At 38.5% G+C, this 23,707-nt stretch carries 25 protein-coding genes; 9 read left to right on the forward strand and 16 right to left on the reverse strand.

Annotated features, from left to right (window positions below; translation table 11 throughout):
- Positions 1-41: 41 nt before the first annotated feature.
- From rseP to PHO43_RS03295, 6 genes are all read right to left on the reverse strand, one after another.
- Positions 42-1,364: an RIP metalloprotease RseP gene (gene rseP / locus PHO43_RS03270; RefSeq protein WP_045089072.1), complete on the reverse strand. Its 1,323-nt coding sequence runs from the start codon at positions 1,362-1,364 to the stop codon at positions 42-44.
- A 12-nt stretch (positions 1,365-1,376) separates the two neighbouring features.
- Positions 1,377-2,552, reverse strand: a complete 1,176-nt coding sequence (locus PHO43_RS03275) for a 1-deoxy-D-xylulose-5-phosphate reductoisomerase (RefSeq protein WP_045089071.1) — start codon at positions 2,550-2,552, stop codon at positions 1,377-1,379.
- A 53-nt stretch (positions 2,553-2,605) separates the two neighbouring features.
- Positions 2,606-3,634: an ABC transporter ATP-binding protein gene (locus PHO43_RS03280; RefSeq protein ID WP_288011272.1), complete on the reverse strand. Its 1,029-nt coding sequence runs from the start codon at positions 3,632-3,634 to the stop codon at positions 2,606-2,608.
- 34 nt (positions 3,635-3,668) lie between these two features.
- Positions 3,669-4,190: a ribosome maturation factor RimM gene (rimM, locus tag PHO43_RS03285; protein ID WP_288009315.1), complete on the reverse strand. Its 522-nt coding sequence runs from the start codon at positions 4,188-4,190 to the stop codon at positions 3,669-3,671.
- Positions 4,191-4,196: 6 nt separating this feature from the next.
- A complete protein-coding gene (locus PHO43_RS03290; RefSeq protein ID WP_045090786.1) occupies positions 4,197-4,790 on the reverse strand; it encodes a DUF4290 domain-containing protein in 594 nt (197 codons plus the stop codon).
- A 73-nt stretch (positions 4,791-4,863) separates the two neighbouring features.
- Positions 4,864-5,811, reverse strand: a complete 948-nt coding sequence (locus tag PHO43_RS03295) for a glucosaminidase domain-containing protein (protein ID WP_045089068.1) — start codon at positions 5,809-5,811, stop codon at positions 4,864-4,866.
- A 6-nt stretch (positions 5,812-5,817) separates the two neighbouring features.
- On the opposite strand from PHO43_RS03295, the gene cdd reads away from it, so the two are divergent.
- Positions 5,818-6,300, forward strand: coding sequence for a cytidine deaminase (gene cdd / locus PHO43_RS03300; RefSeq protein ID WP_045089067.1), 483 nt, complete (start codon positions 5,818-5,820; stop codon positions 6,298-6,300).
- A gap of 9 nt (positions 6,301-6,309) precedes the next feature.
- Here the strand turns inward: cdd and PHO43_RS03305 are convergent, their stop codons facing one another.
- On the reverse strand, positions 6,310-6,783 hold the full coding sequence (locus tag PHO43_RS03305; RefSeq protein ID WP_045089066.1) for a DUF4348 domain-containing protein: 474 nt from the start codon (positions 6,781-6,783) through the stop codon (positions 6,310-6,312).
- A gap of 115 nt (positions 6,784-6,898) precedes the next feature.
- Here PHO43_RS03305 and PHO43_RS03310 point away from each other — a divergent pair, with 115 nt between their 5' ends.
- Genes PHO43_RS03310 through PHO43_RS03325 form a run of 4 tightly spaced genes read left to right on the forward strand, consistent with a single transcriptional unit; the run spans position 6,899 to position 12,108 of the window.
- Entirely contained in the window at positions 6,899-7,741 is an 843-nt protein-coding gene (locus PHO43_RS03310; RefSeq protein WP_053826711.1) for a DUF4922 domain-containing protein, read from the forward strand.
- Positions 7,742-7,761: 20 nt separating this feature from the next.
- Complete coding sequence (gene serB / locus PHO43_RS03315) at positions 7,762-8,994, forward strand: phosphoserine phosphatase SerB (RefSeq protein WP_053826712.1); 1,233 nt, start codon at positions 7,762-7,764, stop codon at positions 8,992-8,994.
- A 25-nt stretch (positions 8,995-9,019) separates the two neighbouring features.
- Positions 9,020-9,868 carry a hypothetical protein gene (locus tag PHO43_RS03320; protein ID WP_053826713.1) on the forward strand — a complete coding sequence of 283 codons (849 nt, stop codon included), beginning with the start codon at positions 9,020-9,022 and terminating at the stop codon, positions 9,866-9,868.
- Between the two features lie 8 nt (positions 9,869-9,876).
- A complete protein-coding gene (locus tag PHO43_RS03325; protein WP_288009320.1) occupies positions 9,877-12,108 on the forward strand; it encodes a tetratricopeptide repeat protein in 2,232 nt (743 codons plus the stop codon).
- On the opposite strand, the gene nadD is transcribed toward PHO43_RS03325, so the two are convergent.
- The 4 genes from nadD to PHO43_RS03345 all read right to left on the reverse strand — a co-directional run bounded on the left by nadD (position 12,078) and on the right by PHO43_RS03345 (position 14,896).
- Entirely contained in the window at positions 12,078-12,683 is a 606-nt protein-coding gene (gene nadD, locus PHO43_RS03330; protein WP_045089061.1) for a nicotinate (nicotinamide) nucleotide adenylyltransferase, read from the reverse strand. The two genes, PHO43_RS03325 and nadD, sit on opposite strands and share 31 nt — an antisense overlap.
- 82 nt (positions 12,684-12,765) lie before the next feature.
- Positions 12,766-13,008, reverse strand: coding sequence for a GlsB/YeaQ/YmgE family stress response membrane protein (locus PHO43_RS03335; RefSeq protein ID WP_045089060.1), 243 nt, complete (start codon positions 13,006-13,008; stop codon positions 12,766-12,768).
- A 173-nt stretch (positions 13,009-13,181) separates the two neighbouring features.
- Positions 13,182-14,324, reverse strand: coding sequence for a carboxynorspermidine decarboxylase (gene nspC, locus PHO43_RS03340; protein ID WP_288009324.1), 1,143 nt, complete (start codon positions 14,322-14,324; stop codon positions 13,182-13,184).
- A gap of 8 nt (positions 14,325-14,332) precedes the next feature.
- Positions 14,333-14,896, reverse strand: coding sequence for a nitroreductase family protein (locus tag PHO43_RS03345; RefSeq protein WP_288009326.1), 564 nt, complete (start codon positions 14,894-14,896; stop codon positions 14,333-14,335).
- 211 nt (positions 14,897-15,107) lie between these two features.
- Here PHO43_RS03345 and PHO43_RS03350 point away from each other — a divergent pair, with 211 nt between their 5' ends.
- From PHO43_RS03350 to sucD, 4 genes are all read left to right on the forward strand, one after another.
- Entirely contained in the window at positions 15,108-15,785 is a 678-nt protein-coding gene (locus PHO43_RS03350) for a hemerythrin domain-containing protein (protein ID WP_288011275.1), read from the forward strand.
- Entirely contained in the window at positions 15,778-16,380 is a 603-nt protein-coding gene (locus PHO43_RS03355; protein ID WP_045089056.1) for a helix-turn-helix transcriptional regulator, read from the forward strand. Before PHO43_RS03350 ends, PHO43_RS03355 begins: the two co-directional genes overlap by 8 nt.
- 348 nt (positions 16,381-16,728) lie before the next feature.
- Positions 16,729-17,874: an ADP-forming succinate--CoA ligase subunit beta gene (sucC, locus tag PHO43_RS03360; RefSeq protein WP_045089055.1), complete on the forward strand. Its 1,146-nt coding sequence runs from the start codon at positions 16,729-16,731 to the stop codon at positions 17,872-17,874.
- Positions 17,875-17,887: 13 nt separating this feature from the next.
- Positions 17,888-18,754 carry a succinate--CoA ligase subunit alpha gene (gene sucD, locus PHO43_RS03365; protein WP_045089054.1) on the forward strand — a complete coding sequence of 289 codons (867 nt, stop codon included), beginning with the start codon at positions 17,888-17,890 and terminating at the stop codon, positions 18,752-18,754.
- 26 nt (positions 18,755-18,780) lie between these two features.
- Here sucD and PHO43_RS03370 read toward each other — a convergent pair whose 3' ends face one another.
- From PHO43_RS03370 to rimO, 5 genes are all read right to left on the reverse strand, one after another.
- Complete coding sequence (locus PHO43_RS03370; protein WP_288011278.1) at positions 18,781-19,560, reverse strand: 3-keto-disaccharide hydrolase; 780 nt, start codon at positions 19,558-19,560, stop codon at positions 18,781-18,783.
- Positions 19,561-19,590: 30 nt separating this feature from the next.
- Positions 19,591-20,985 carry a Gfo/Idh/MocA family protein gene (locus PHO43_RS03375; protein ID WP_288011281.1) on the reverse strand — a complete coding sequence of 465 codons (1,395 nt, stop codon included), beginning with the start codon at positions 20,983-20,985 and terminating at the stop codon, positions 19,591-19,593.
- Between the two features lie 87 nt (positions 20,986-21,072).
- Positions 21,073-21,501, reverse strand: coding sequence for a LysM peptidoglycan-binding domain-containing protein (locus tag PHO43_RS03380; protein ID WP_045089051.1), 429 nt, complete (start codon positions 21,499-21,501; stop codon positions 21,073-21,075).
- Positions 21,449-22,354, reverse strand: a complete 906-nt coding sequence (locus tag PHO43_RS03385) for an HU family DNA-binding protein (RefSeq protein ID WP_288011285.1) — start codon at positions 22,352-22,354, stop codon at positions 21,449-21,451. Before PHO43_RS03385 ends, PHO43_RS03380 begins: the two co-directional genes overlap by 53 nt.
- A 43-nt stretch (positions 22,355-22,397) precedes the next feature.
- Entirely contained in the window at positions 22,398-23,693 is a 1,296-nt protein-coding gene (gene rimO / locus PHO43_RS03390) for a 30S ribosomal protein S12 methylthiotransferase RimO (RefSeq protein ID WP_288011287.1), read from the reverse strand.
- Between the last annotated feature and the right edge of the window lie 14 nt (positions 23,694-23,707).

Consider the following 23,707-nt stretch of genomic DNA (forward strand, 5'->3'; position numbering starts at 1 on the left):
ATCAACCGATTAATAAACTATTCTGATTATTCAGTAAAAATTTATTTAAAGATAGCTCTTACAATATCCATTCCATTTGCATACAGCACTAATGCAAACAGCAATACCATTCCAGCAATCTGTGCATATTCCATTACCTTCTCATTGGGCTTGCGCTTTGTAATAACTTCATATATCAAAAACATTACATGGCCCCCATCGAGTGCAGGTATAGGCAGAATATTCATGAATGCAAGAATAACAGACAGAAATGCGGTCATCATCCAGAATGACTGCCAGTTCCACTGTGCAGGGAACAAATTACCAATAGCACCAAATCCTCCAAGGGAAGAAGCTCCCGCTTTAGTGAACACATATTTGAATTGTGCAATATAGTCTTTTAATGTCTGAATACCCATTTTCATCCCGGCAGGGAAAGATTCAAAAAAGCCATATGTAAGTGTATGGGTATTGTAAACCATGGCTGCAGGCATTACATAAAATCCAAGTGTTCCTGCAGAATCAAGCTTAGCTGTTGTTGAATATTGGATACCACCCCTATAATAATCAAGGGCTACTTCACCGTCACGATTTTCATCAAGGATATTTCGCAAATCTGCAAATGATGGAGTAGTTACACCATTTACGGCTACTATACTGTCACCTTTTGTCAGTCCGGCCAGCTCTGCAGAGCTACCTTCCATCGTATCATAAATTACAGTAGGTATACGATATGTTGCAAATCCTTCTTTGTCAGTAAGCAGATTCTTCATCAGCCCTTCTTCCATTTTCAGATCAATAATATCTCCATTTCTTTTTACAGTTACTACCTCAGCATCAGCCACATCAAGCAGTGTACGTACTCCAAATCTTTCAAGCTTTTTACCATCAGCCATCAATAGAATATCACCATCCTGAAAACCTGCTTTTTTAGCTGCAGTGCTAAATTCCATCCCCTGAGTAACATTTTCAAGAGGCAGATATGTATCATCCCATGCAAATAGAACCATGGAATAGATAAAAAATGCCAGGATAAGATTGAAGAAGACACCTGCAACCATTACCAGCAACCTCTGCCATGCCGGCTTGGTTCTGAATTCCCATGGTTGCGGAGGCAGAGCCATCTGCTCTTTATCCATTGATTCATCAATCATACCGGAGATCTTAACGTAGCCTCCTAAAGGAAGCCAGCCAACACCATACTCGGTTTGACTATTTTTCGGTTTGTATCTGAAAAGTGCGAAGCCTGCATCAAAAAACAGATAGAACTTCTCTACCCTGATTTTAAACATTCTCGCGAAAATATAATGCCCAAACTCGTGTACGATTACTAAAATCGATAAGCTCATTATGAGCTGCAACGCTTTAATTAAAAATGATTCCATCCACTAAATTTTTCACACAGTAATGTGTGTTTTGAATAATTCTGTAACTATATCTCTTGTCTCACTGTCAGTCTGCAAGTAATCCTCAAGCGATGGATTTTTCACAAACGAAGCTTTTTGTAATGTTTTCTCAATCAACAGGCTCATATCCAGGAACCCAATCCTTTCCTGAAGGAAAAGTTCTACAGCTATCTCATTTGCTGCATTGAGTATACATGGCATATTACCACCTGTTTTTATAACTTCATAAGCATAGCTGAGGTTAGGAAACCTATTCAGATCGGGCTTCTCAAAGGTAAGCTGCGAAAGCTTGAAAAAGTCCACCTCATCTACTTCAGTTTTCAGTCTCTCAGGATATGAAAAAGCATATTGTATGGGAACTCTCATATCAGGCTGTCCCAACTGTGCAATAATTGATTTGTCTTCAAACTGTACCATCGAGTGAATAATAGATTCCGGATGAACAAGCACCTCTATCTGTGAAGAGTCCACTCCAAACAGCCATTTTGCTTCAATCATTTCAAAACCTTTGTTCATGAGGGTTGATGAGTCGATTGTAACCTTTGCCCCCATACTCCAGTTTGGATGAGCAAGCGCCTGATCTCTGGTAACACTCTGCAGCTGATCTTTGGAAAAGCTGCGGAATGGTCCGCCTGAAGCAGTTAATAACAATTTCTCAACATTATTGTTCCCTTCTCCATTCAAGCATTGAAAAATAGCTGAATGCTCAGAATCAACAGGCAGTATGGCTGCTCTGTTTTCTATTGCAAGAGATGTAATCAGTTCTCCCGCAACAACCAGCGTCTCCTTGTTTGCCAGAGCAATTGCCTTCCCGGCTTTTACAGCATTAATAGTTGGTTTTAAACCTGAAAAACCCACCATTGCCGTAAGCACCATATCAATATTCTCATCAAGCACAACCTCCTCTATTGATTTGCTGCCACACCAAACCTTGATCGGCAGGTCACTCAATGCAGATTTTAGCTGATCATACTTATCCTCGTTTGCAATTACAACAACCTCTGGCATGAAAGTACGAGCTTGCTGTATAAGTAGTTCAACACTATTATTTGCCACAAGTGCGTAGGGCTCAAACCTTTCAGGATGGTTTGAAATCACATCCAGTGCCTGTCTGCCTATCGAGCCTGTAGAACCAAGAATAGCTATATGTCGTTTCTTTAATTGCATGTTGTTTATTTCACCTGAAATCTTGCAAAGATAATAAAAAATTGAGAGGCATTCTACAGGTTTGCTGACGAATTGGAGGGTTGATAAAGTTCGTTTATTCCCCGTAATGCATCTTCAATGCTATAGGTTACGAGTGACTGGTTATCCTTTCTGATTGTCCAGGTGCGACTACCCTCATCAACGTAAAGTCTCACGGGAGCATCTTCAACAATCCTGTATCCTTTTCTCGAAAGAGCTTTTGTAGTCCATCTTGCTATTAAACCATCAGGTTTATCTACGAAAGTTGTTATTTTTTTATCCAGCTGTTTCTGCACTACAAAACTTCCATACTCTTTATCAAACTCATAATTGTGATGATGAAATACCTTATCAAAACTACCGTTAAGAACCATATCTTCAGGAATACCAACTGTAACCCCTCCCCTGTTTTCCATAATCCAGAGCTTGTCGGCCACCTGCATAGCGGTCTCCAGCTCATGAGTAGAAATTATAATCGTCTTTCCGGTATCACGTGCAAGCTTCTGGAGAAGAAGCAAAATATTTATACGGTTTGGCAGGTCGAGGTGAGAAGTAGGCTCATCAAGAATTATCATTGGGGTATCCTGTGCCAGAGCTCTTGCTATAAACACACGTTGCCGCTCACCGTCAGAGAGCTCATGAATGTTTCTATATTCGAACCCTTTAAGATAAGTGAGTTCAGCAGCTTCCGAAACAATCCTTATATCTTTATCAGTAAGTTTACCCAACCAGCCTGTATATGGATCGCGCCCAATTGATATAAGTTCTTTGACTGTAAAAGAGGCAACTGATTGCTGTTCAGTAAGCACTATCGAAAGTAGTCGCGCTCTCTTTGCCGGTGAGAGTTCAGTTAAATTTTTCCCGTTAAGTGTTATTCTGCCTCCATAAATTGGTTGAAGGCAGGCAATAGATCTTATGAGTGTTGATTTACCACAACCGTTTTTGCCGACCAGAACAATAAGCTCTCCTTCCTCAGCAGTTAGATTCAGGCCTGTTTGTATTACATTTAGCCTGTTTTTTGCTGTATAACCTATTGTTACATCTGAAATTTGAAGGAAAGGCATTCGATTATATGTGATCTGTAACCAGTTACAACTATTAACTATCAATAAGACCTTCTGGAAGATTCATCTCGATTACTTTATTCTCATCGTCTATCATAATAATAAAATCTTCTGTAGCAGGAATAAGGAGTTCCTCATCATCTTTCGATAGTATAAAAAGCACGTTTAATGTAGAATCGTCAACATCGCTGATAGTGCCAATCATATTTCCACTCTGATCCACAATATCATAACCCACAAACAGGTGCCAGCTCTCTTCTATTTCAGGATTTTCCTCAGTGAGAATGCTGCGTGGTATATACACATCCAGATTCAAATACTTAGAAGCATCTTTTTCATCCTCAATATCCTCAAATTTAACACGTGCAGACCGATCTGTTGTGAATGTAAATTCTTCAATAAAAAAAGGAACAGGGATACCATCAATCATTAGGAAATAGTACTCGGAATCAGCTTCAGCAAATTCTTCCCTTGAAAAAAGTATGACTATCTCCCCTTTTATTCCATAAGGCTTTTGAGTGCTGCCAATTTTAATGATATCCTTTTCTGAGATCATCCTTTTTTATCTTTTTCGTTGATATTTTATATTCTTAAGTTTAGTGCGGCTTGGTGTAACTTTTATTTCAGGAATTGAATAGTCTTCACTCTTAATATCAAGTTTTCCACCCGACAACTCTCTTAAATCTTCAAAGATCTTTTCATCATCAATTGCTTTGTTCCATTGAACATATGATCTCTTCATCTGGTTGAGAATCAGTTTAACCAGCTGTTTCTTCTCTTCTCCATCCTCCATTTTTGTGGCGATGTTGATTATCCTCTCAAGAATTTTACCGTAATGACGATATTTCATGCTTGGGCGACTATATTCTAGTCGTCCCGGAGAAGAATAGAGTTCCTCTTTTTTAATTACCTCATATGGGTAATCAATATCCAGTTTGAAATCCGACATGATTGCAAGATGATCCCAAAGGATATGCTTGAAATTATTAACATCGCGAAGGTGAGGAAACATATTGCCCATAACATCAATTATTGCATTGGCACATCTTTTACGCTCCTCAGGATCTTCAATACTTACGCAATGATTTACCATATTCTGGATATTGCGTCCGTATTCAGGCATTATAAGTTTCTCTTTTTGAGTATTATATTTCATTTCCATATTTCTCATCTTTTATTTTTTTATTCATACAAATGAAAAAAATATTTTCATTCATATCATAATGAAATCATCTTAATTTTAGCACATCACCCTCTTCAGGAATGTATTCATAACTCTTTTTGTTCAGCCTGTACAGGTTCCTCAGTTGTATTCCATAAGTCTGAGATATACTGTACATAGATTCACCTACCTGCACCGTGTGATATTCATAAGGCTTGTCCGCCCTTGTCTTCTTCTTCTGAAAATATACTATATCACCTTCACTAAGTGGGAAATCCTCAGGCACCTCATTGAATTTCAGTAAATCCTTTTCACTGAAACCAAATTCTTTTGCAATACTTCCAAACGTATCACCATCTACAGCAATCACATATACCAGTCCATGTGTTATATAAGGCTCATGTGTCCATGATGCCCTTGAAGACTCTGCCGAACGAATAGCTTCACGGTCGCGTTTGCTAACTCCGCGTCGATACTTCTTGTCATCAAACCTGTAAAGTTCATAATCCTCTATAAGTTTTATAAGCTTATTGGCATAGGCTTTATCTGTTGCGTAGCCCGACTTTTGTAGTCCCCTTGCCCATCCTTTATAATCCGTAATCGAAAGCTCAAACAGAGATCTGTATCTGGCACTACCTACTAAAAACTCTGAATGGTCCTGATATGAATCCTCAACTCTGCTGTAACTTCTGAAACAGTCATTTGGCGTATCATCTGCGGCATACACTCTGGGTCCGCTCCACACGCTATGACATTTAATTCCAAAATGATTATTCGATCGTCTTGCCAGATCGCTCATACCTGCACCCGATTCTAATATACCCTGTGCCAGCGTTATGGATGCAGGAATACCATATTTATCCATATGCTGTATAGCCAGATCACTATATCTTTCAATGTATAATTCATATGTTCTTACCCCAGATTGAGCTGACAGGTTAGAAATATTAAATAAAAATGATAGTAATAGCGTTAACGATGAAATAAATGTATATTTGTAAGATAAATATTGCATTATAATATGAAAGAAATCAATTTATCCACAAAGATAACTGTTTATCCGATAGAGGAGTGCTCCGATATCGAAAAAAAACTTATTGAAGCAGCTAAAAATGCAACATTAAACTCTTACGCACCATACTCTGAGTTTCACGTGGGTGCTGCAGCATTATTGGCCAATGGTGAAATAATCACCGGAAATAATCAGGAGAATGCTGCATACCCTTCGGGATTATGCGCTGAAAGAACTGCTGTTTTCTATGCTCATTCCAAATATCCTGATCAGAAAGTTGAAGCTATCGCTATAGCAGCATGGAATAAAGGGGAATTTACAAAAGATGTAATCACTCCTTGCGGTGGATGCAGGCAGGTACTACTTGAGGCAGAGAACCGGTTCAATTCACCAATGAAGGTTATGATGTGCGGTAACGACTCAGTTTATGTTGTTAGCAGTATAAAAGATCTTTTACCACTAAGTTTTGGTGACGAAATGCTCAAGAAATAGCTGAATCTCTTAGAAAGAGGCTTCATAGAGTGTTACAAGATACCATTTCCTGTCGATAAGCTCAAAGTAATAATCTGCGTAAATACCATTGTCAATACCTCTTATCTCGACAACCGCAGTATCATTATTGAAGCGTACAACCTGGTAATATTGATCATATGGCCTGGTTAAGTAAGTACTATCATATGTCAGGTCAAGCGGTTCCCAGTCATACCTGCCAATCACTTCCCTGATTGGAGCCATACCTTCATTGCCTGTATCAGGAACGATAACACTTATTGGGAATTTTATTCTTTGAAGTTGAAATGACTCTTCCAAACTGAATCTTTCCATAAACTCACTGAACTCTTCAACCTCAAATTCTTCTGTAAGAGCCGAATCAGCTATCTCTTTACCTTTCATACCCTTTTCACCTCTGTTTTGAGTGCATGAGATGAGAAACACCAAAATAATGCAGAAAAATAAAAAAGCTGCTTTTTTCATTTGTTATAAAAAGTAAATTAAATAACCCCTCTATTGTCTCACAAAGGTATAAAAAAACTTGATAACCAAATAGTAAAAATTATCCTTATCTTTGTTACTACAAAAAAATATTATAATGAGCTTACAGAACGATATAGAAAATCTTTTCTCTTTACAGAAAAAAGAGTGGCCTCAATTGAACGATGCAATTCTTAAACTTGATGATGTGATGGTTAAACAGCTTAACTGGGGAGACAACATCTCTGTAAAAGTTCAGTTCAACCCTGCAAGAATTACATCTACAGGAGCAAAAATAGATAAAAAGTTTATCGATGAAAGACCCTGTTTTTTGTGTGAACAAAACCGACCATCGGAACAGAAGGGTATAATATTTTTAGATAAATATTTAATTTTATGTAACCCTTTCCCAATTCTCAGAAACCATCTGACCATTCCGCTATTTTCACATGTTCCTCAGCGCATCAGGCATAAGGTAGGTGAAATGCTTACGTTGACTGAAAAGTTGCCGGATTATGTGGTTTTCTACAACGGTCCGAAAAGCGGTGCTTCAGCACCAGATCATTTTCATCTGCAGGCAGGACTCAAAACAGCAGAACTTACACAGGGTGACAATGAATTGAGATCATGCCTTATCATCGAGGGGTCAACTATTTCTGAATGCACTGAGCTTTTTGAAGAGGTTTATCAGTATCTCCGCACTCTTCAGCCTGAAGAAGAGGAGCCGATGTTAAACATTATCACCTTTATGGAGGGAGACAGATACAAAATACATATTTTCCCAAGAAAAGCTCATCGCCCAAAACAGTATTATGAAGAGGGCAGTAAGAAACTATTGATAAGTCCTGGAGCCCTTGATATGTCGGGAATGATCATCACTGTGAGAGAGGAGGATTTCAACAAAATAGAAAAACAGGATATTGAAGATATCTATATGCAGGTATCTTTACCAATTATGTAACAACATAATAAAAAATTAAAATGGAAAATTCAGAAATTATTTTAGCCAATATTAATGGAGAGGATAAACCGGGTTTAACTGCTGCTTTGACCGAGATTCTGGCAAAGCATGGTGCATTTATTCTGGATATTGGTCAGTCGGACATCCACAGAAATGTAGCAATAGGTATACTTTTTAAATCGATGCACAACAATTCTGGTGAAATCCTCAAGGATCTGCTTTTCAAAGCATATGAGATGGATGTGAATATCAAATTTACTCCTATTTCGGCAGAAATGTACTCAAACTGGGTAGCAATGCAGGGCAAGAACAGGTATATCATAACGCTGCTGGGAAGAATACTCACGGCAGAACAGATTGCAGCCGTTTCCAGAATTATTGCAGATCAAAATCTTAATATCGATAATATGATACGACTGACAGGTCGTATCCCGCTTGATGAAAAACAGCGAGCTGCTAAGTCGTGCGTTGAACTATCTGTACGCGGAAGCCTGGCAGACAGGAATAAAATGCAGCAGTCGTTCCTTGAGCTCTCATCCAAACTTAATTTCGACATCTCATTTCAGGAAGAGAGTATGTATAGAAGGATGCGTCGTCTTATATGCTTTGATATGGACTCTACACTTATTCAGACTGAAGTGATTGATGAACTTGCCGAAAGAGCTGGTGTTGGGGATAAAGTAAAAGCCATTACAGAGTCGGCAATGCATGGCGATATCGATTTTGAGGAGAGCTTCAAACAGCGGATTAAATTATTGAAAGGTCTCGATGCATCTGTCCTTAAAGAGGTGGCTGAGAATCTGCCAATTACGGAAGGTTTGGGCCGACTGATGAAGGTACTCCAGAAAGTTGGCTTCAAAACTGCAATTCTATCTGGAGGCTTCACCTATTTTGGTAACTACCTTAAGGACAAGTATGGTTTTGATTATATGTATGCAAATGAGCTGGAGATTGTTGATGGTAAACTAACCGGTAACTATCTGGGCGATATAATAACCGGAAAAAAGAAGGCTGAGCTTCTTTCGCTTATAGCACAGGTAGAGAAGATTGATATAAGGCAGACTGTAGCAGTTGGAGATGGGGCAAACGACCTTCCAATGCTTGGTATCGCCGGTCTGGGTATCGCTTTCCATGCTAAGCCAAAGGTTAAGCAAAATGCTGGGCAATCACTATCGTCTGTGGGTATCGATGGTATATTGTACTTCCTTGGATATAAAGACTCTATGCTCGACAGTGAGATGCTTAAAGGTTGATTCTGCTATTTAAATTTTATAATTTATGGAATCTGTTGAAAATATTTTAAAGAAGCCGCTTAATGTTCTTGTCTGTTTCACTGATCCTGAGATAGGCCGGGTTTTAAGCAGAATGGCAGTAAGTTTAGCCGGATCAAGATCTGAAAAATCCACTGCCACCTTTCTACATCTGATTGAAAAAGAGAATCATGATAATCAAAATAAATTAGAAGATTTCATAGACATCATTGATAAGAGCAAACTCACTATTCGTTATTTTGCCAGAAGATATGATAATTACGTATCAGAAATTATCAATGTTTCAAAAGAGCAGAATAGCGATTTCATTGTGGCTGGAATTAACAGGAGTATTCTGTCTCCTGATATATTTCAGAAATATAACAGGTTAAAGAGCGACCCTGCCAATTCTGACGCATACATACAGGAGCAGTTTACAGAGAATGAGTTTGAAATGATGAACAACATCACTTCACTGCTTGATTTGAACTCTATTTCTATAGGTTTGTTTATTTATAACAACCTGAAACGTATTGAAAATATATTTGTTCCAATATTAAGTACAACTGATATTCAGGCAATTCCTTACACAACAATGCGTTTTGTACAAAAAGAGAATGTTGATATAATGGTTTGGGATGCAATTGGAGCTATTGAGTCAAATCCCAAGATGCAGAAGATATATCAGACCTATGTAAAAAAAGCTGATGATAGAATGTATCTGTGGGACGTAAACAAAAAGATTGATAACGATTTTATAATAAATCAGGATCTCTGTATTTTTGGCATAGATGGGTGGTACAAACTGATTGCCACCTCATTACCCTGGATTGAATTTCTGCCATCCACACTTATTATAAAAGAAAAAACAACATAAAGGAATTTATGAGTCCAACTAAAATAAATAGAAAAGTAAGAGAAATTCATAGTTTTATAGAAGAGAAACAATTAAAGCATGCAATTGATAGCGTGAAAGAGCTTATTGAACTGCAACATAATTGGGCTATTTCCGAAAAAATTGATGAGCTGGAAACAAATTATAAATTTATGCTCCATTACCTTGTTGAAGGTAAGGGTGACCCGGATCAGGATAAAATCTATAATAAGCTTATTCGCGATATTTACTCTATTACTGATGATGCTGCCGAGAATCTGCTTGTAAGGGATAGTTCATCTTTTTTTTTCGAGAGAGAAAGATTAATGAATGTTCGTAATACAATCTCAATCGATGAATATATACACACCATTGTAAAACAGACAGACATCTCCTCAATTATTGAACTACTGGACGAAGGCCCCGAAAAAGAATTACGAAAAATACCGTGTGCTATTGCTCATGAAAATAGTGTTAGAGATCTGTTTTATTCAATTTTTGTTTCTCCAAGAGCTAATGCTGATTTCATAAAATCGCTACATAGTTTTATTGAGAATGAGACAATACCTGTGAATGATAAGTGTATGTTGATTTCGGCAATTACACTTAATATAATGCAGCGTTTTGATGCTGCAAAAGTACTTTTTTTGCTTGATGTTTGCCGCAGACATGAAGCTGAAATATCTGCTCGCGCAATAACCGGTATTATTCCAATTTTTCAGCGATACAGAACAAGGTGGCATCTATATCCGGAATGTAGTGACCGACTGAAACTACTGTCGGATGATGCACAGTTTACCCGACGGTTTATGGCTACTGTACTCGGGTTTATTCAGGCTCATGAGACTGAGAAGATTACGAAGAGACTGACTGAGGAGATAATTCCTGAGATGATGAAACTGAGTCCCATGATTGGCAAGAAGATAAAGCTTGACGAATGGATGGAAGAAAGTGGTATTGATGATAAAAATCCTGAATGGCAGAAGATACTTGAAGAAAGTGGCTTGACAGATAAGCTTAAGGAGTTTTCTGATCTGCAGCTTGAGGGTGCTGATGTATTTCACTCTACTTTCTCTAATCTTAAGAACTATCCATTCTTTAATGAGATGAGTAACTGGTTTATGCCATATGATCCCCAACATAGTAGTCTCCAGCGACTGCTCTCCAAATCGGGTGAAAGTGATCAGTTTATCGATACTATGCTGGGCTCTTCAATAATATGTAATTCCGACAAGTACTCTCTCTCTTTCAGTGTTATGATGATGCCTGAGCAATACCGCAGTATGATGATTAATCAGCTTGGCTCTGAAGGTGATGAACTGAAAAAGATTCAGGAGGAGGAGATGACACTGAATCCTTATCAGAAGGAATCTACAATAATCAAACAGTATATACAGGATCTTTATCGTTTTTACAAGCTACATCCTCGTAGAGCCGACTTCACTGACATATTCAGTCTCCCGCTCAATTATCACGAGATAGAGGCATTTCAGCCGATTGTACTGCAAACTAAAAATCTAGAGAAAATTGCTCTCTATTACTTTGAGAAAAACAACTTCAATGAAGCACTTGGTGCATATAATATGCTGGCAGGGAAAGTGCCGGGAAACAGTGAGGTGTGGCAAAAAATAGGATTCTGTAAGCAGATGATGGCAGATATAAGAGGGGCACTTGATGCTTATCTGCATGCCGACTTGATTGAGGACAACAACACATGGCTGCTTAACCGTATAGCCCACTGTTACAGGGTGTTGAAGGAGGCTGATACAGCCTTGGAATATTATCGCCGTCTTGAGCAGTTCAGACCTGATGATTTGAATATACAGCTTAATATTGGTCACTGTTACCTTGAACTGAAGCAGTATGATGAGGCTCTTAACTACTACTTCAAGGTGGAGCTTATTAACAGCAATAACACACGTGCATGGAGATCGATCGCATGGTGTGCATTCCTATCAAGGAAGTTTGATATTGCACAGAGATACTACAAGCGGATTCTTGAAAACAAACCAAATGCTCATGACTATCTCAACGCAGGGCATGTTGAACTTTGTCTTTCAAATAACAGGGATGCAGTAAAACTGTATGCCCTATCATATAAGCAGACTGGCAGTTTCGATACTTTCCTGAAAATGCTTAAGGATGATATTGACGAATTACAGGAGGCTGGTGTAGATACTGATATTTTGCCTGTAATTATCGATAAAATGCTTTATGACTCGGGTGATTCAGAGGTCAAATAGAGTCGTTTCTCAATTATATACTTATACACTTTTTCAGGCACAAATGCTTGCATACTTTTCCCTTCACTGATACATTTGCGTATAAATGTAGAGGAAACCTCTATTACAGGTGCATTAACTGACTGTACATTTTGTCCGTATGAATCAGGAATAATAATCTCGCTGCCTGCTCTTGGATAGATAAGTACTTTATATTTGCTTATAATCTCATTAGCATTTTTCCAACGGTTAAAAATCGACCAGTTGTCAGCTCCTATTATCAGTGTGAAGTTTATATCCGGGTTTTCTATAGAAAGTCTATTTAAGGTATCTATCGTGAAAGATGGTCGCGGCATATTAAACTCCACATCTGATACTGACAGCTTTTTATACCCTTCCACTGCGATCTTGACCATTTCAAGCCTGACATCATCTTCAATCAGGGTTTTAGTATCTTTCAGCGGATTATGAGGGGTTACCACAAACCACACCTCATCCAGATAGGTGAATTCACTTAGATAGCTTGCAAGCATCAAATGTCCGTTATGGATTGGATTGAATGAACCTGAAAATATACCTATCTCTCTTTTATGCATTTTATTTATGATTATAGAAAAAAACCGATACCCCTTTTTCTAGAAGTACCGATCTTTATTAGTGCCTTTAGATGAATAATATCTACGTTCGCTTAAACAGTGATATAATCCAAAGTAATAAAATTGCCCCAACCAGTGCGGTAATAAGACTTCCTAAAATACCACTTGCTGATATACCGAGAAGGCCGAAAACCCACCCGCCGATTATTGCACCGGCAATACCTACAATAATGTTGACCAAGAGTCCAAAGCCTCCGCCTCTCATTAATTTACCTGCAAGCCATCCGGCAATTGCTCCGATAATTATCCACCATAACCATCCCATATTGTAAAGTTTTTAGTTAATAATTTTTGTCAATATTGTATTAACAAATCTGATAATTAAACAATGAAAACTTATAAATAGTTTAACATTAACACAAAAACTTAAAACGATGTTACGAAATTTTTAATGATAAGTGCAAACAAATACTTCACATATAACTATATTACAAGATGTTAGCTCATACGGCTTTTATAATCCTCATAGCCAAACTTCCTATAAAGTTTAAATTCATTCTCACTGGTCCATATTCCTATCGATGGATGAGAAACACCATTAAACATAGTTGTTTTAACAGTGGTATAGTGTATCATATCTTCAAACACAATCCTGTCTCCAATTTTAAGAGGATTGTCGAATGACCAGTCACCCATAAAATCTCCACTAAGACAGCTATTTCCACCCATACGGTATGTTGGTTTACCCTCTACCGGCTCCTGGTAAGCTCCTCTGATTCTTGGCTTGTATGGCATCTCCAATGTATCGGGCATATGGCATGAAAACGAGACATTAAGCATTGCTGTTTTAACACCATTGTTTTCTACAATATCAGCTACAGTTGCCACCAATACTCCTGTCTCCCATGCAAAGGCACTACCCGGCTCCATAATTATTTCCAGATTTGGGTATCTCTTTTTGAAACTGATAAGCAAATTCACTAGATGATCAGTATCATAATCTTTGTGGGTCATAAGATGACCACCTCCAAGATTCAGCCACTCAATATTTCCGAAAAACTTTCCAAACTTATTCTCCAATACCTCAAGTGTTTTCTCAAGATCATACGAGTTATTTTCACACAGATTGTGCATATGTAATCCTGTTATCCCTTCGGGTAATGTATCTCCTAATTTTGACGATGTTACGCCTAAACGGGAACCGGGACTGCTTGGGTTATACAGAGCTGTATCAACTACCGAATACTCCGGATTGACTCTTAGTCCACACTTTATATTCTTACCCGAAGATAAAACCTGTGGATAAAATCGCTCAAACTGTGAAAGTGAGTTGAAGGTAATATGGCTGCTGTATTTCATAAACAGAGGAAAATCCTCATCTGTATATGCCGGTGCATATGTGTGTGCAGGGTTTCCCATCTCTTCAAAAGCGAGCTGGGCTTCGGCAACGGAACTAGCTGTGGAGTGATCAATATACTCACGAAATATAGGGAAGGATTTCCACATTGCGAAGGCTTTAAAAGCAAGAATTATTTCAACACCGGTTCTGTCACTAACCGACTTAATCAATGCCAGGTTCTTTCGCAGCAGATCCTCCTCCATTACAAAGCATGGCGATGGTACTTTTAGTATATCTATCATCTTAATTTTTATTTTTCTTCTTGTTCTGAACTGGCTGACTCTAACCTGTATTTGCCAATATGCACTTTCTCCCAGCGCAAGTTGTTTATATCAGCTGGCCTCCTGTTTGCCTCTTTTTTACCAAAAGCAATCATACAAATTACCTCTAGAGGCATGGGTATATCAAGCAGTTCATTTATATACTCGCCTGATGTCATGTTATCTGAGTATGACCTATTTCTAACCTGTATCCAGCAGCTGCCGATGTTCAGCTCTTCAGCCTGCAGCTGCATGTTGATAGCTGCAATTGAGGCATCCTCTATGCATGCATCGCTGATTAGCGGATCGCCTGCAACTACTACTACCAGGGGTGCTTCGGTAATAAAAGATGCACTCTGAGGTTTGCACTCTGCCAACTTGGCTATTGTTTCCTTATCCTCTACAGCTATAAAACTCCATGAGTGCTTATTCTTAGAAGTGGGCGATAGAAGTGCTGCCTCCAGAATCTTTTTTGTTTCTCCGGGTGAAAGCAGTTCATCATTATACTTTCTGATACTGCGTCTCTGTATAAGTAAATCCTGGAAATTATTCATTTTGATCTGTTTGAAATTGAGATGCAATTATAGTAAAAAAAAGGGAATTATTATGACAAGTAGTTGAATTCAACTTCAAAACATGATGTATAAGTGACTTTATATAACTTATTATATGGAATTGTTCTAAATAACCAACTATTTTTACTACTTTTGCAAGAAAATAAAACAGATCATGCCTCATTTCACTGCAACAAAAATGAGTCCGTCTATGAAAATGGCGGATCAGATAGATGCCAATCCACGCTTACTGCTGATGCTGCAACATTTTAATATAGATTTCAGGGTGAGCGATCTTACTGTTTCTCAGCTTTGCAAGCAATATAAAATCAGCGAGACTCTTTTTGTTGATATTGCCAATCTTTATAATGGCTTTGGAACGAAAAAAAATCACACTTACACGAAGGAAGATCTGCTGCAGGTAATAGATTTTCTGAAAAATAGTCACCACTACTATCGTTCAGATATGTACCCACAGATAAACTCATATATTAAGATGTTGCAGAAAAATCATCCCGAGAGGGAGTTAAAACTGCTTGAGAAGTTTTTCAATGAATATTTCACTGAAGTGCTTGAACATCTTGACTATGAAGACAATGTTGCTTTTCCATATTTTATCAATCTGCTGAAAAAAAGTAGTGACGACTTTAGCTTCGAACAATATTCTTCTATTGAGTATAGTGAGCATCATTCTGACATTGAGCTTAAGTTGCATGACCTTAAGAATCTGCTGCTTAAGTATGTGAAAATCGATAATGATCTGGATCTGCGCAGGAAACTGTTCTTTGCTCTATATGAACTTGAGTATGATCTGTTTGTACACTCACTGATTGAGGAAACAATACTGATTCCTTCAGGTGTAAACATCGAAAAGAAAGAAAATGCTTAGTTCACCTCTTCATATAGTTGTTGTTGAGAGTTCGAAAATTATTTTCGAGGGATTATACTCAATACTGCATCAGTCTGATATCAATTGCCGAATATATAAAGCTGAGAATCTGGATGAACTGCTGGATTTACTGAGAACTGAGAAAATCGACCAGATTATTGCCAATCCTCTCCATTTTGTGAACAGGGACAAGGAGGTGAAAAAGATAAGAAAGGAGTTTCCTTCACTTTCGATTCTGGGTATCGATTTTGGACTTATGCAAAAAACTGTTACTGAAACAGATGCATCTTTTTCACTATATGATACGCCTGAACATATCATCAACCTGATTTCGCGGATAGACAATAAAAACAGATCACTTACCAACAACAGGGATGATGACGATAACCTGACGAAAAGAGAGATTGAAGTTCTCACCTGTATTGTGAACGGAAAAATAAACAAAGAGATTGCTGATGAGCTCAATATAAGTATACATACCGTTGTAAGACATAGAAAAAACATTACTACAAAAACAGGAATAAGAAGTCAGTCCGGTCTGACAATTTATGCAATATCTAAAAAGATTGTGGAAATTGAGGATATTGAGATTTGATAATCCTTATTAAATTTGACAGTTATCGGTTACACCTCAGCTTAACATTATTCGTATCTGGTTCAATCTTGAATCTTATAAACATCAATATTTTATATGGTTGATAAGAGCGATGTAAGAAGAAGGTAAGAAGAAGGTAAGAGCAATAAAACTGTCAGCTATTTTAAACTTCAACAGTTTTTTGTAACATTTAATAAACAATACATCGGGTTTATACGTTTCAAGCCTTTGGAAGATTTTCTAAGTTAAAATTTAAAATGATTATCGCATTTTGAAACATTTATCTTAGATTTACAAAATAGTAGTTTTTAAAATTTCTTTATCATATAAAAATATTACTTGAGGGCCATGAAAATTCATGAATACCAAGCAAAAGAGATGTTTTCGACATACGGAATCCCTGTTGAGCAAAGTATAGTTTGCCGTTCGGTGGAGGACGCTGTGAAGGCTTATTCGCGTATTGACTCACAGAAAGTGGTTGTTAAAGCGCAAGTTCATACAGGAGGAAGAGGTAAAGCAGGTGGTGTAAAACTTGCCGGTGACGAAATTGAGCTTCGCAAACATGCTGCTGCAATTCTGGGGATGGACATAAAAGGATTTAAGGTTGACCGTATACTTGTTGGTCAGGCAGTCAACATCGCGAAAGAGTTTTACATAAGCTATGTTATTGACAGACGTTCAAAATCTGCTATCCTGATGCTTAGCAAGGAGGGTGGAATGGATATTGAGCAGGTAGCTAAAGATACTCCGGAGAAGATCCATAAATTTGCAATTGACCCCTTGGTTGGCGTCCCTGATTATCTTGCACGTGAAGCAGCCTTTAAACTGTTTGACGATATCAAACATGTACGTAATGCTGCAGTTATAATTCAGAGGTTGTATAAACTCTTTGTTGATACAGATGCATCGCTGGCTGAGATTAATCCACTTGTTCTCACTAAGGAAGAAGAGATAATTGCAATTGATGCCAAGATGACATTCGATGATAATGCACTGTTCCGTCATCCAAAGATTGCAGCCTTGAATGAGCCTACCGAAGAGGAGAAAAAGGAGCTATTTGCTAAAAGCAAGGGATTTAGTTATGTAAATTTGGGAGGGGAGATTGGTTGCATGGTAAATGGAGCCGGACTTGCCATGGCTACGATGGATATCATTAAACTTTATGGTGGAAACCCTGCCAACTTCCTGGATATAGGCGGAAGTTCCAGTCCAACCAAAGTTATCGAGGCAATGAGACTACTGCTTAACGATAAGAATGTGAAAGTAGTTCTGATTAATATCTTTGGTGGTATTACCCGTTGTGATGACGTGGCTAAAGGACTTCTGGAGGCTTTCAGACAGATAAAAACAGATATCCCGGTTGTAATTCGTCTTACCGGTACAAACGAGAAAGAGGGTCGCGCTATGCTCAAAGACACAGATCTGCATGTAGCCAAAACGATGAGTAAAGCAACCAGAATAGCAGTTGAACTTGCCCAACAACATCAATATTGACAAAACATAGATTATGAGTATTCTGATAGATAAAAACACAAAACTGATAGTACAGGGAATTACCGGTCGTGATGGGGGTTTTCACACTTCAAAAATGAAAGAGTATGGAACCAATGTAGTTGGTGGAACATCACCCGGAAAAGGAGGAGAATTTGTAGATGACATTCCGGTTTTTAACACAGTAAGAGATGCTGTTAATGAAACAGGCGCAAACACATCGGTGATTTTTGTGCCAGCTCCGTTTGCCAAGGATGCAATGATGGAAGCTGCTGATGCGGGGATAAAGCTAATTGTATGTATTACAGAGGGAGTGCCAACACTTGATGTTGTTGAAGCACACAGTTTCATTAAGAGTAAAGGAGCCAGTTTGATTGGTCCTAATTGTCCCGGACTTATGTCACCGGGAAAGAGTCTGGTTGGAATTATGCCTTCGCTGGTTTTTAAAGAGGGAAATACAGGTGTAATAAGCAGGAGTGGAACTTTAACGTATGAACTGGTTTACAACCTTACGGAAAAAGGGATAGGACAATCAACAGCAGTTGGTGTTGGTGGTGACCCGGTAGTGGGACTTTATTACATTGAACTCCTCGAGATGTTTGAGAAAGATCCTGAAACAGACTCAATTGTTCTGATTGGTGAAATCGGTGGTGATGCTGAAGAGCAGGCCGCAGAATATATAAAGAACCATGTAACCAAACCTGTAGTTGCATTTATTGCGGGACAACAGGCACCTCCGGGAAAGCAGATGGGACATGCCGGCGCTATAATCTCGAGTGGTACAGGCAGTGCAGCTGAAAAGATTGCTGCATTTGAAGCAGTTGGAGTTCCCGTGGCAAAAGAACCAAAAGAGATACCCCAACTACTGTTAAACAGGTTTTAATTAAATAAAGGTCATATAAGTATTTATTAATTCAGTCTGGTAAGGTGTACCTTTCGAACAAACAGTTCGGCACCTTCAGACTGAATTTGTATTTTACCTTTGCTCGGTTTTACATTATATGCCCTATTCAGGAGATTTCCATTAAGATATATCAACAGCTCATCTCCATTCACATAACATTCAATCAGATTCCATTCACCCAGCGGTTTTTCAAGATCATTTGCTCCACGAAAGCCCTTAACATCTTTCCATTCAGGATCACGGCCATACCAGTTTATTCGTCCTCCGTTAAATGTAAGCGGTTCACCATCGGGCTGAAAATAGTGAGAACCTTGCGTTGTTTTTCCACTGACAGTGGTGGTTATAGCAAAATCTTCTGAACCATCGCCTACAACTATTATATCTCCTGTACCTCCCTCTATTAATTGACACTCAATAGAGTGCATCCAGGTACCGTCAGAAGCGCCATCTTCGCCTACCGAGTGAAGAAGTATTCCACTATCACGTGCTCTATCCTCACGAGGGTAGAAGGTTCTTTTTCCCCATTTAAATTCAACTGTCAGTTTATAGTTCTCGAACTCATCTTCTGTTGTGATACAGCCAAACTCCTCACCTGAGATTACAATATTACCATCTTTAACAGTGAACACCCCGTTCGGATCGTTGTTTACACCTTTCTCTTTAAGGAAAATATACCATCCACTCAGATCCTTACCATTAAAAAGATCAATATACTTCTGTTGTGCAGAGACAGAAAAGTAGAAACCTGAAATAGCAATTAGTATAATCGATAATTGACGTCTCATGATGTAAATGATTAACAATGTTATTTAATTTTAATCTGCGAATGCATGGCTATAACCTTGAATACGGTTCCAGTTTCCACGAGTGAAATCAGGTATTGCAACCGGTGAGTTGTTGTTTTCAATTGATATGCGACTCAACTCAACTAATGAGCACCACTCAGCCAGATCATACACATCCATATCTAGAGGCAAACCATTTCTCAGGCAGTAAATGAGGCGATAGTCCATTATAAAATCCATTCCACCATGCCCGCCAACCTCTTTTGCCTTTTCTTCAAGCTCTCTGTGAATACGATGTTTGTATTTATCCATAAGCATATTCATATTGTCCTGAGAGAGAAAATCGTGAGAAGAAAAACCCTCCCCTTCATCTTCTATAGCATAACCTTCAACAGGATATTTATTGGCATACCCTTTTGTTCCACTCACCTGATACATGCGTGAATAGGGACGAGGCGATGTTACATCATGCTGAATCTGCAAAGTTTTCCCGTTTTCAGTACTAATCATCGTCATTGTATGCTGTCCGTTTGCAAAATTATATGCACTGTCTCTGTCGACACCACGTTTCTCTATAAGATATTCTGGGAGATTTACCGGTTTAGTATCCATTGAAACCAATGTTTTCATCCTGTCACCACGATGTATATTAAGTACTTGAGCCACAGGACCAATACCGTGAGTTGGATAAACATCTCCACGAAACTCTTTATTATACTGCAAGCGCCAGTCGTTTACATACCTTTCCCAATTGTTGTTTAGATTATGGATATATGACCCCTCAACATGAAGCACCTCTCCAAAAACACCCTGTTGTGCCATATTCAGAGTAGTAAGTTCAAAGAAATCATATACACAGTTCTCAAGCTGCATGGCATGCTTTTGAGTTCTTTCTGCAGTATCTATTATAGCCCATATCTCGTCGAGAGTCATTGCTGCCGGCACTTCACATGCAACATGTTTACCCTGCTCCATCGCATAGATCATCATTTTTGCATGATTCTTCCAGTCGGTTGCAATATATACAAGATCCACCTGATCGCTCTCACACAGCTGTTTCCAGGCATCTTCACTGCCACTATAACCTGTAGCCCTTGGTAACCCAGCTTTATCAAGTATAGCTTGAGTTTTTTCCACATTCTCTTCATAAATATCACAAAGTGCTACAATTTTTGCACCGGGAATATGTACATAACGTTGAACAGCACCCGGTCCCCTTGAACCTAAGCCAATAAAACCTACCCTGACAGTATCAATTTTTGGGGTTCTCAGTTCCAGAACATCCTTTTGACCTTCGGGTCGTAAAGGCACATCAACCTGAATTGGTTCAATAACCTGACTACTCTTGGTTTTGTTGTTTGTAGTGCAACCAGTAGTAAGTAGCATAGCCAGCAGTATGGCTATCAATACAAAATGTTTATGCATAGAATGTTAGTATTTTTATGTTTAAAAGACTCATGGTGGAGTAGTTATAGCTTAAGAATGTAAATATACTTATTTTATATAAGAATACTACAAACCATTAATTATCCTTGCACCTTTTTCTTTTGCTTTGGCAATTGAGTGTGGATCGTTGGCATTGATATCATACTTCTCAACATCAGGAAGTAATAGTTTTGTACCTACAGGGATTACGTTTGGATTTATGACGCTATGCATGTTTTCCTGATAGATATAGACCCAAAACTCTTTACTTCCGAACAGATCAAGTGCGACTGTACGTAAAGTTTCCCCTTGACCAAGTGTTATTGATGCAGGGAGCTGTTTCTCAGGTTTTACAATGTTCTCAGCAGCTGTTTCGGAATTTGTTATTTGATCTGATTCAATATCAGATTCCATTTTACTGGAGTATGTGATTTGCTCTGCATCACTTGAAACTTGTGATGTTTCAACCTCTATGTCCTTTTCGCTTATTGGTTTTTTTTCTGTTTGCAACGCCATTGAAAAAAAAAAGAGTTGCCATAACAATGACTACACCACCTAATATAGGAACAAAAACTCTGGAGCTTTTATGGGAACGGGATCTGGATTTCGGACTCCGTCCTGATTGCAAAACTTGTTCGGACTGATGCTCAGGAAATGTTGTTCTTTGTCTGACTAAAAGTGGTTCCGGTAGATCTTGAGGCATCGGTTCTAAATTAAGATCGGGTTCTGTTTCAGTATCGGCATACTCGCTGAGACTAGCAACTACCTCATCTTCTGATGTTTCGGCTAATAGATCTTTATAATCATCAGTATCTTCCGAGGATTCATCACTAATGTCTGTTTCTTCTACTTCTGATTCATGAATATTATCGTATTCTTCGACAACAAGACTCTCTTCAATCTCAGACTTCTCAATTTCCGGAACAGCTTCGTCTTTAATCTCCTCTACATCTTCTTCAGGCTGCTTGGTACTGATAACATCAATTCCTGGTAACTCTACCCCTTCGTTTAACAGCGTGGGTTCGAAGTTAGTAAAAGCACTGTTGATACTGCTTTTAAATGAATCATCAATCTCAAAAGAAATATAGTGCTTTGGTTCCACAGACACTGAGGTATCATCCATTTCCTGTTCAAATAGCACAACTACCTCGGGTGGCATTAGATAACGATCCTTAGTTTCAGCGTCTACTAAAATATATTCCGGAAATTTGTGAGTAGAGAAGTGACCAAAATTATCAACCGTCACCACATTGTTATCAGACAACTGTTCAGTAAGAACATCTACAATATCACTCAGAATCGCAGAAGTTTTAGATTCATCCCACTGAAGTTTGGCTGCAAGCTTCGCTATAAACTCTTTTTGTGTCATTCCTTTAGGATTTTGTTAAGATTATACGGTAAATGAAATAATTTCAAATAACAGTACCGAGCAGATCAAAAGGATAAGCTGCCTCGATTCTTACATTGTAGAATTCACCTACAACAAGATCTTTGGCCTTACTGATTAATACCTCTCCGTCAACTTCAGGAGAATCAAATTCGGTTCGTCCTACAAAGTAATCCGAATCTTCGCGATCTATGATCACTTTCATGGTCTGCCCAACCTTCGTTTCATTAACAGAAAGAGCGATACCCTCCTGCATTTCCATCAGAGTATTCATTCGCTCCTGTTTAATAGAAGCGGGCACATCATCTGAGTAATTCTTATCGTTATAAGTATCTTCTTCGTGAGAATAAGGAAATGCACCCAGTCGCTCAAACTTCATCTCCTTTACGAAATCAACAAGTTCATTGAAGTCCTCTTCAGTCTCTCCAGGATGTCCAACCATCATTGTTGTACGGATATGTATGCCCGGCACCTCATTACGGAAGAGCTTAATCAGATCATAAGTTTGCTGTTTGGTTATATTTCTGCGCATTATTTTAAGCATCCTGTCACTGATATGCTGAAGAGCGATATCCAGATAGTTGCATACATTGTCCCTCTCACGCATAACCCTGAGCAGGTCGACAGGGAAATGAGCAGGATAGGCATAATGCAATCGGATCCACTCAACCCCTTTTATATCTGATATTCTCTCAACCAATTCAGGCAGTTTCATCGATTTATAGAGATCAATACCATAATAGGTAAGATCCTGAGCAATAAACTGAAATTCTTTTACACCCCCGGTAACTAAACGGCGAACTTCATCTTCAATATCTTCGATAGGACGGGATTTATATTTACCTGTAATAATTGGTATAGAACAATAGGAGCAGGTTCTGTCGCACCCTTCCGAAATCTTTAGGTATGCGTAGTGAGGTGGCGTTGACAAAGAACGATCGAACTCAAGCTCTTTATTATATGATTTCCCAAGATCAGAAATAAGTCCTCGCCAATCAAACTTGCCATAAAACTTATCAACTTCTGGTATCTCTTTCTGCAGCTCCTCTCTGTATCTTTCAGAAAGGCAGCCCATAACATAAAGTTTTTTAAGACCCCTCTCCTTCTTGGCTTCAGCAAACGAGAGTATCATATTAATAGACTCCTCTTTTGCATCGCCTATGAATCCACAAGTATTAATAACAGCAATTTCACCTTTAGGTGTTTCGGGATCATGCTCAAGAGTATATCCGTTAGCGATAAGCTGACGCATCAGCAGCTCAGAGTCTACAAGATTCTTTGAGCAACCCATGGTTACCACATCTATCCTATTCTTTATCATATGAAATCGTTCCT

The sequence above is a fragment of the Lascolabacillus sp. genome, assembly GCF_028696275.1.
In the GTDB taxonomy this organism is placed as follows: domain Bacteria; phylum Bacteroidota; class Bacteroidia; order Bacteroidales; family Dysgonomonadaceae; genus Proteiniphilum; species Proteiniphilum massiliensis.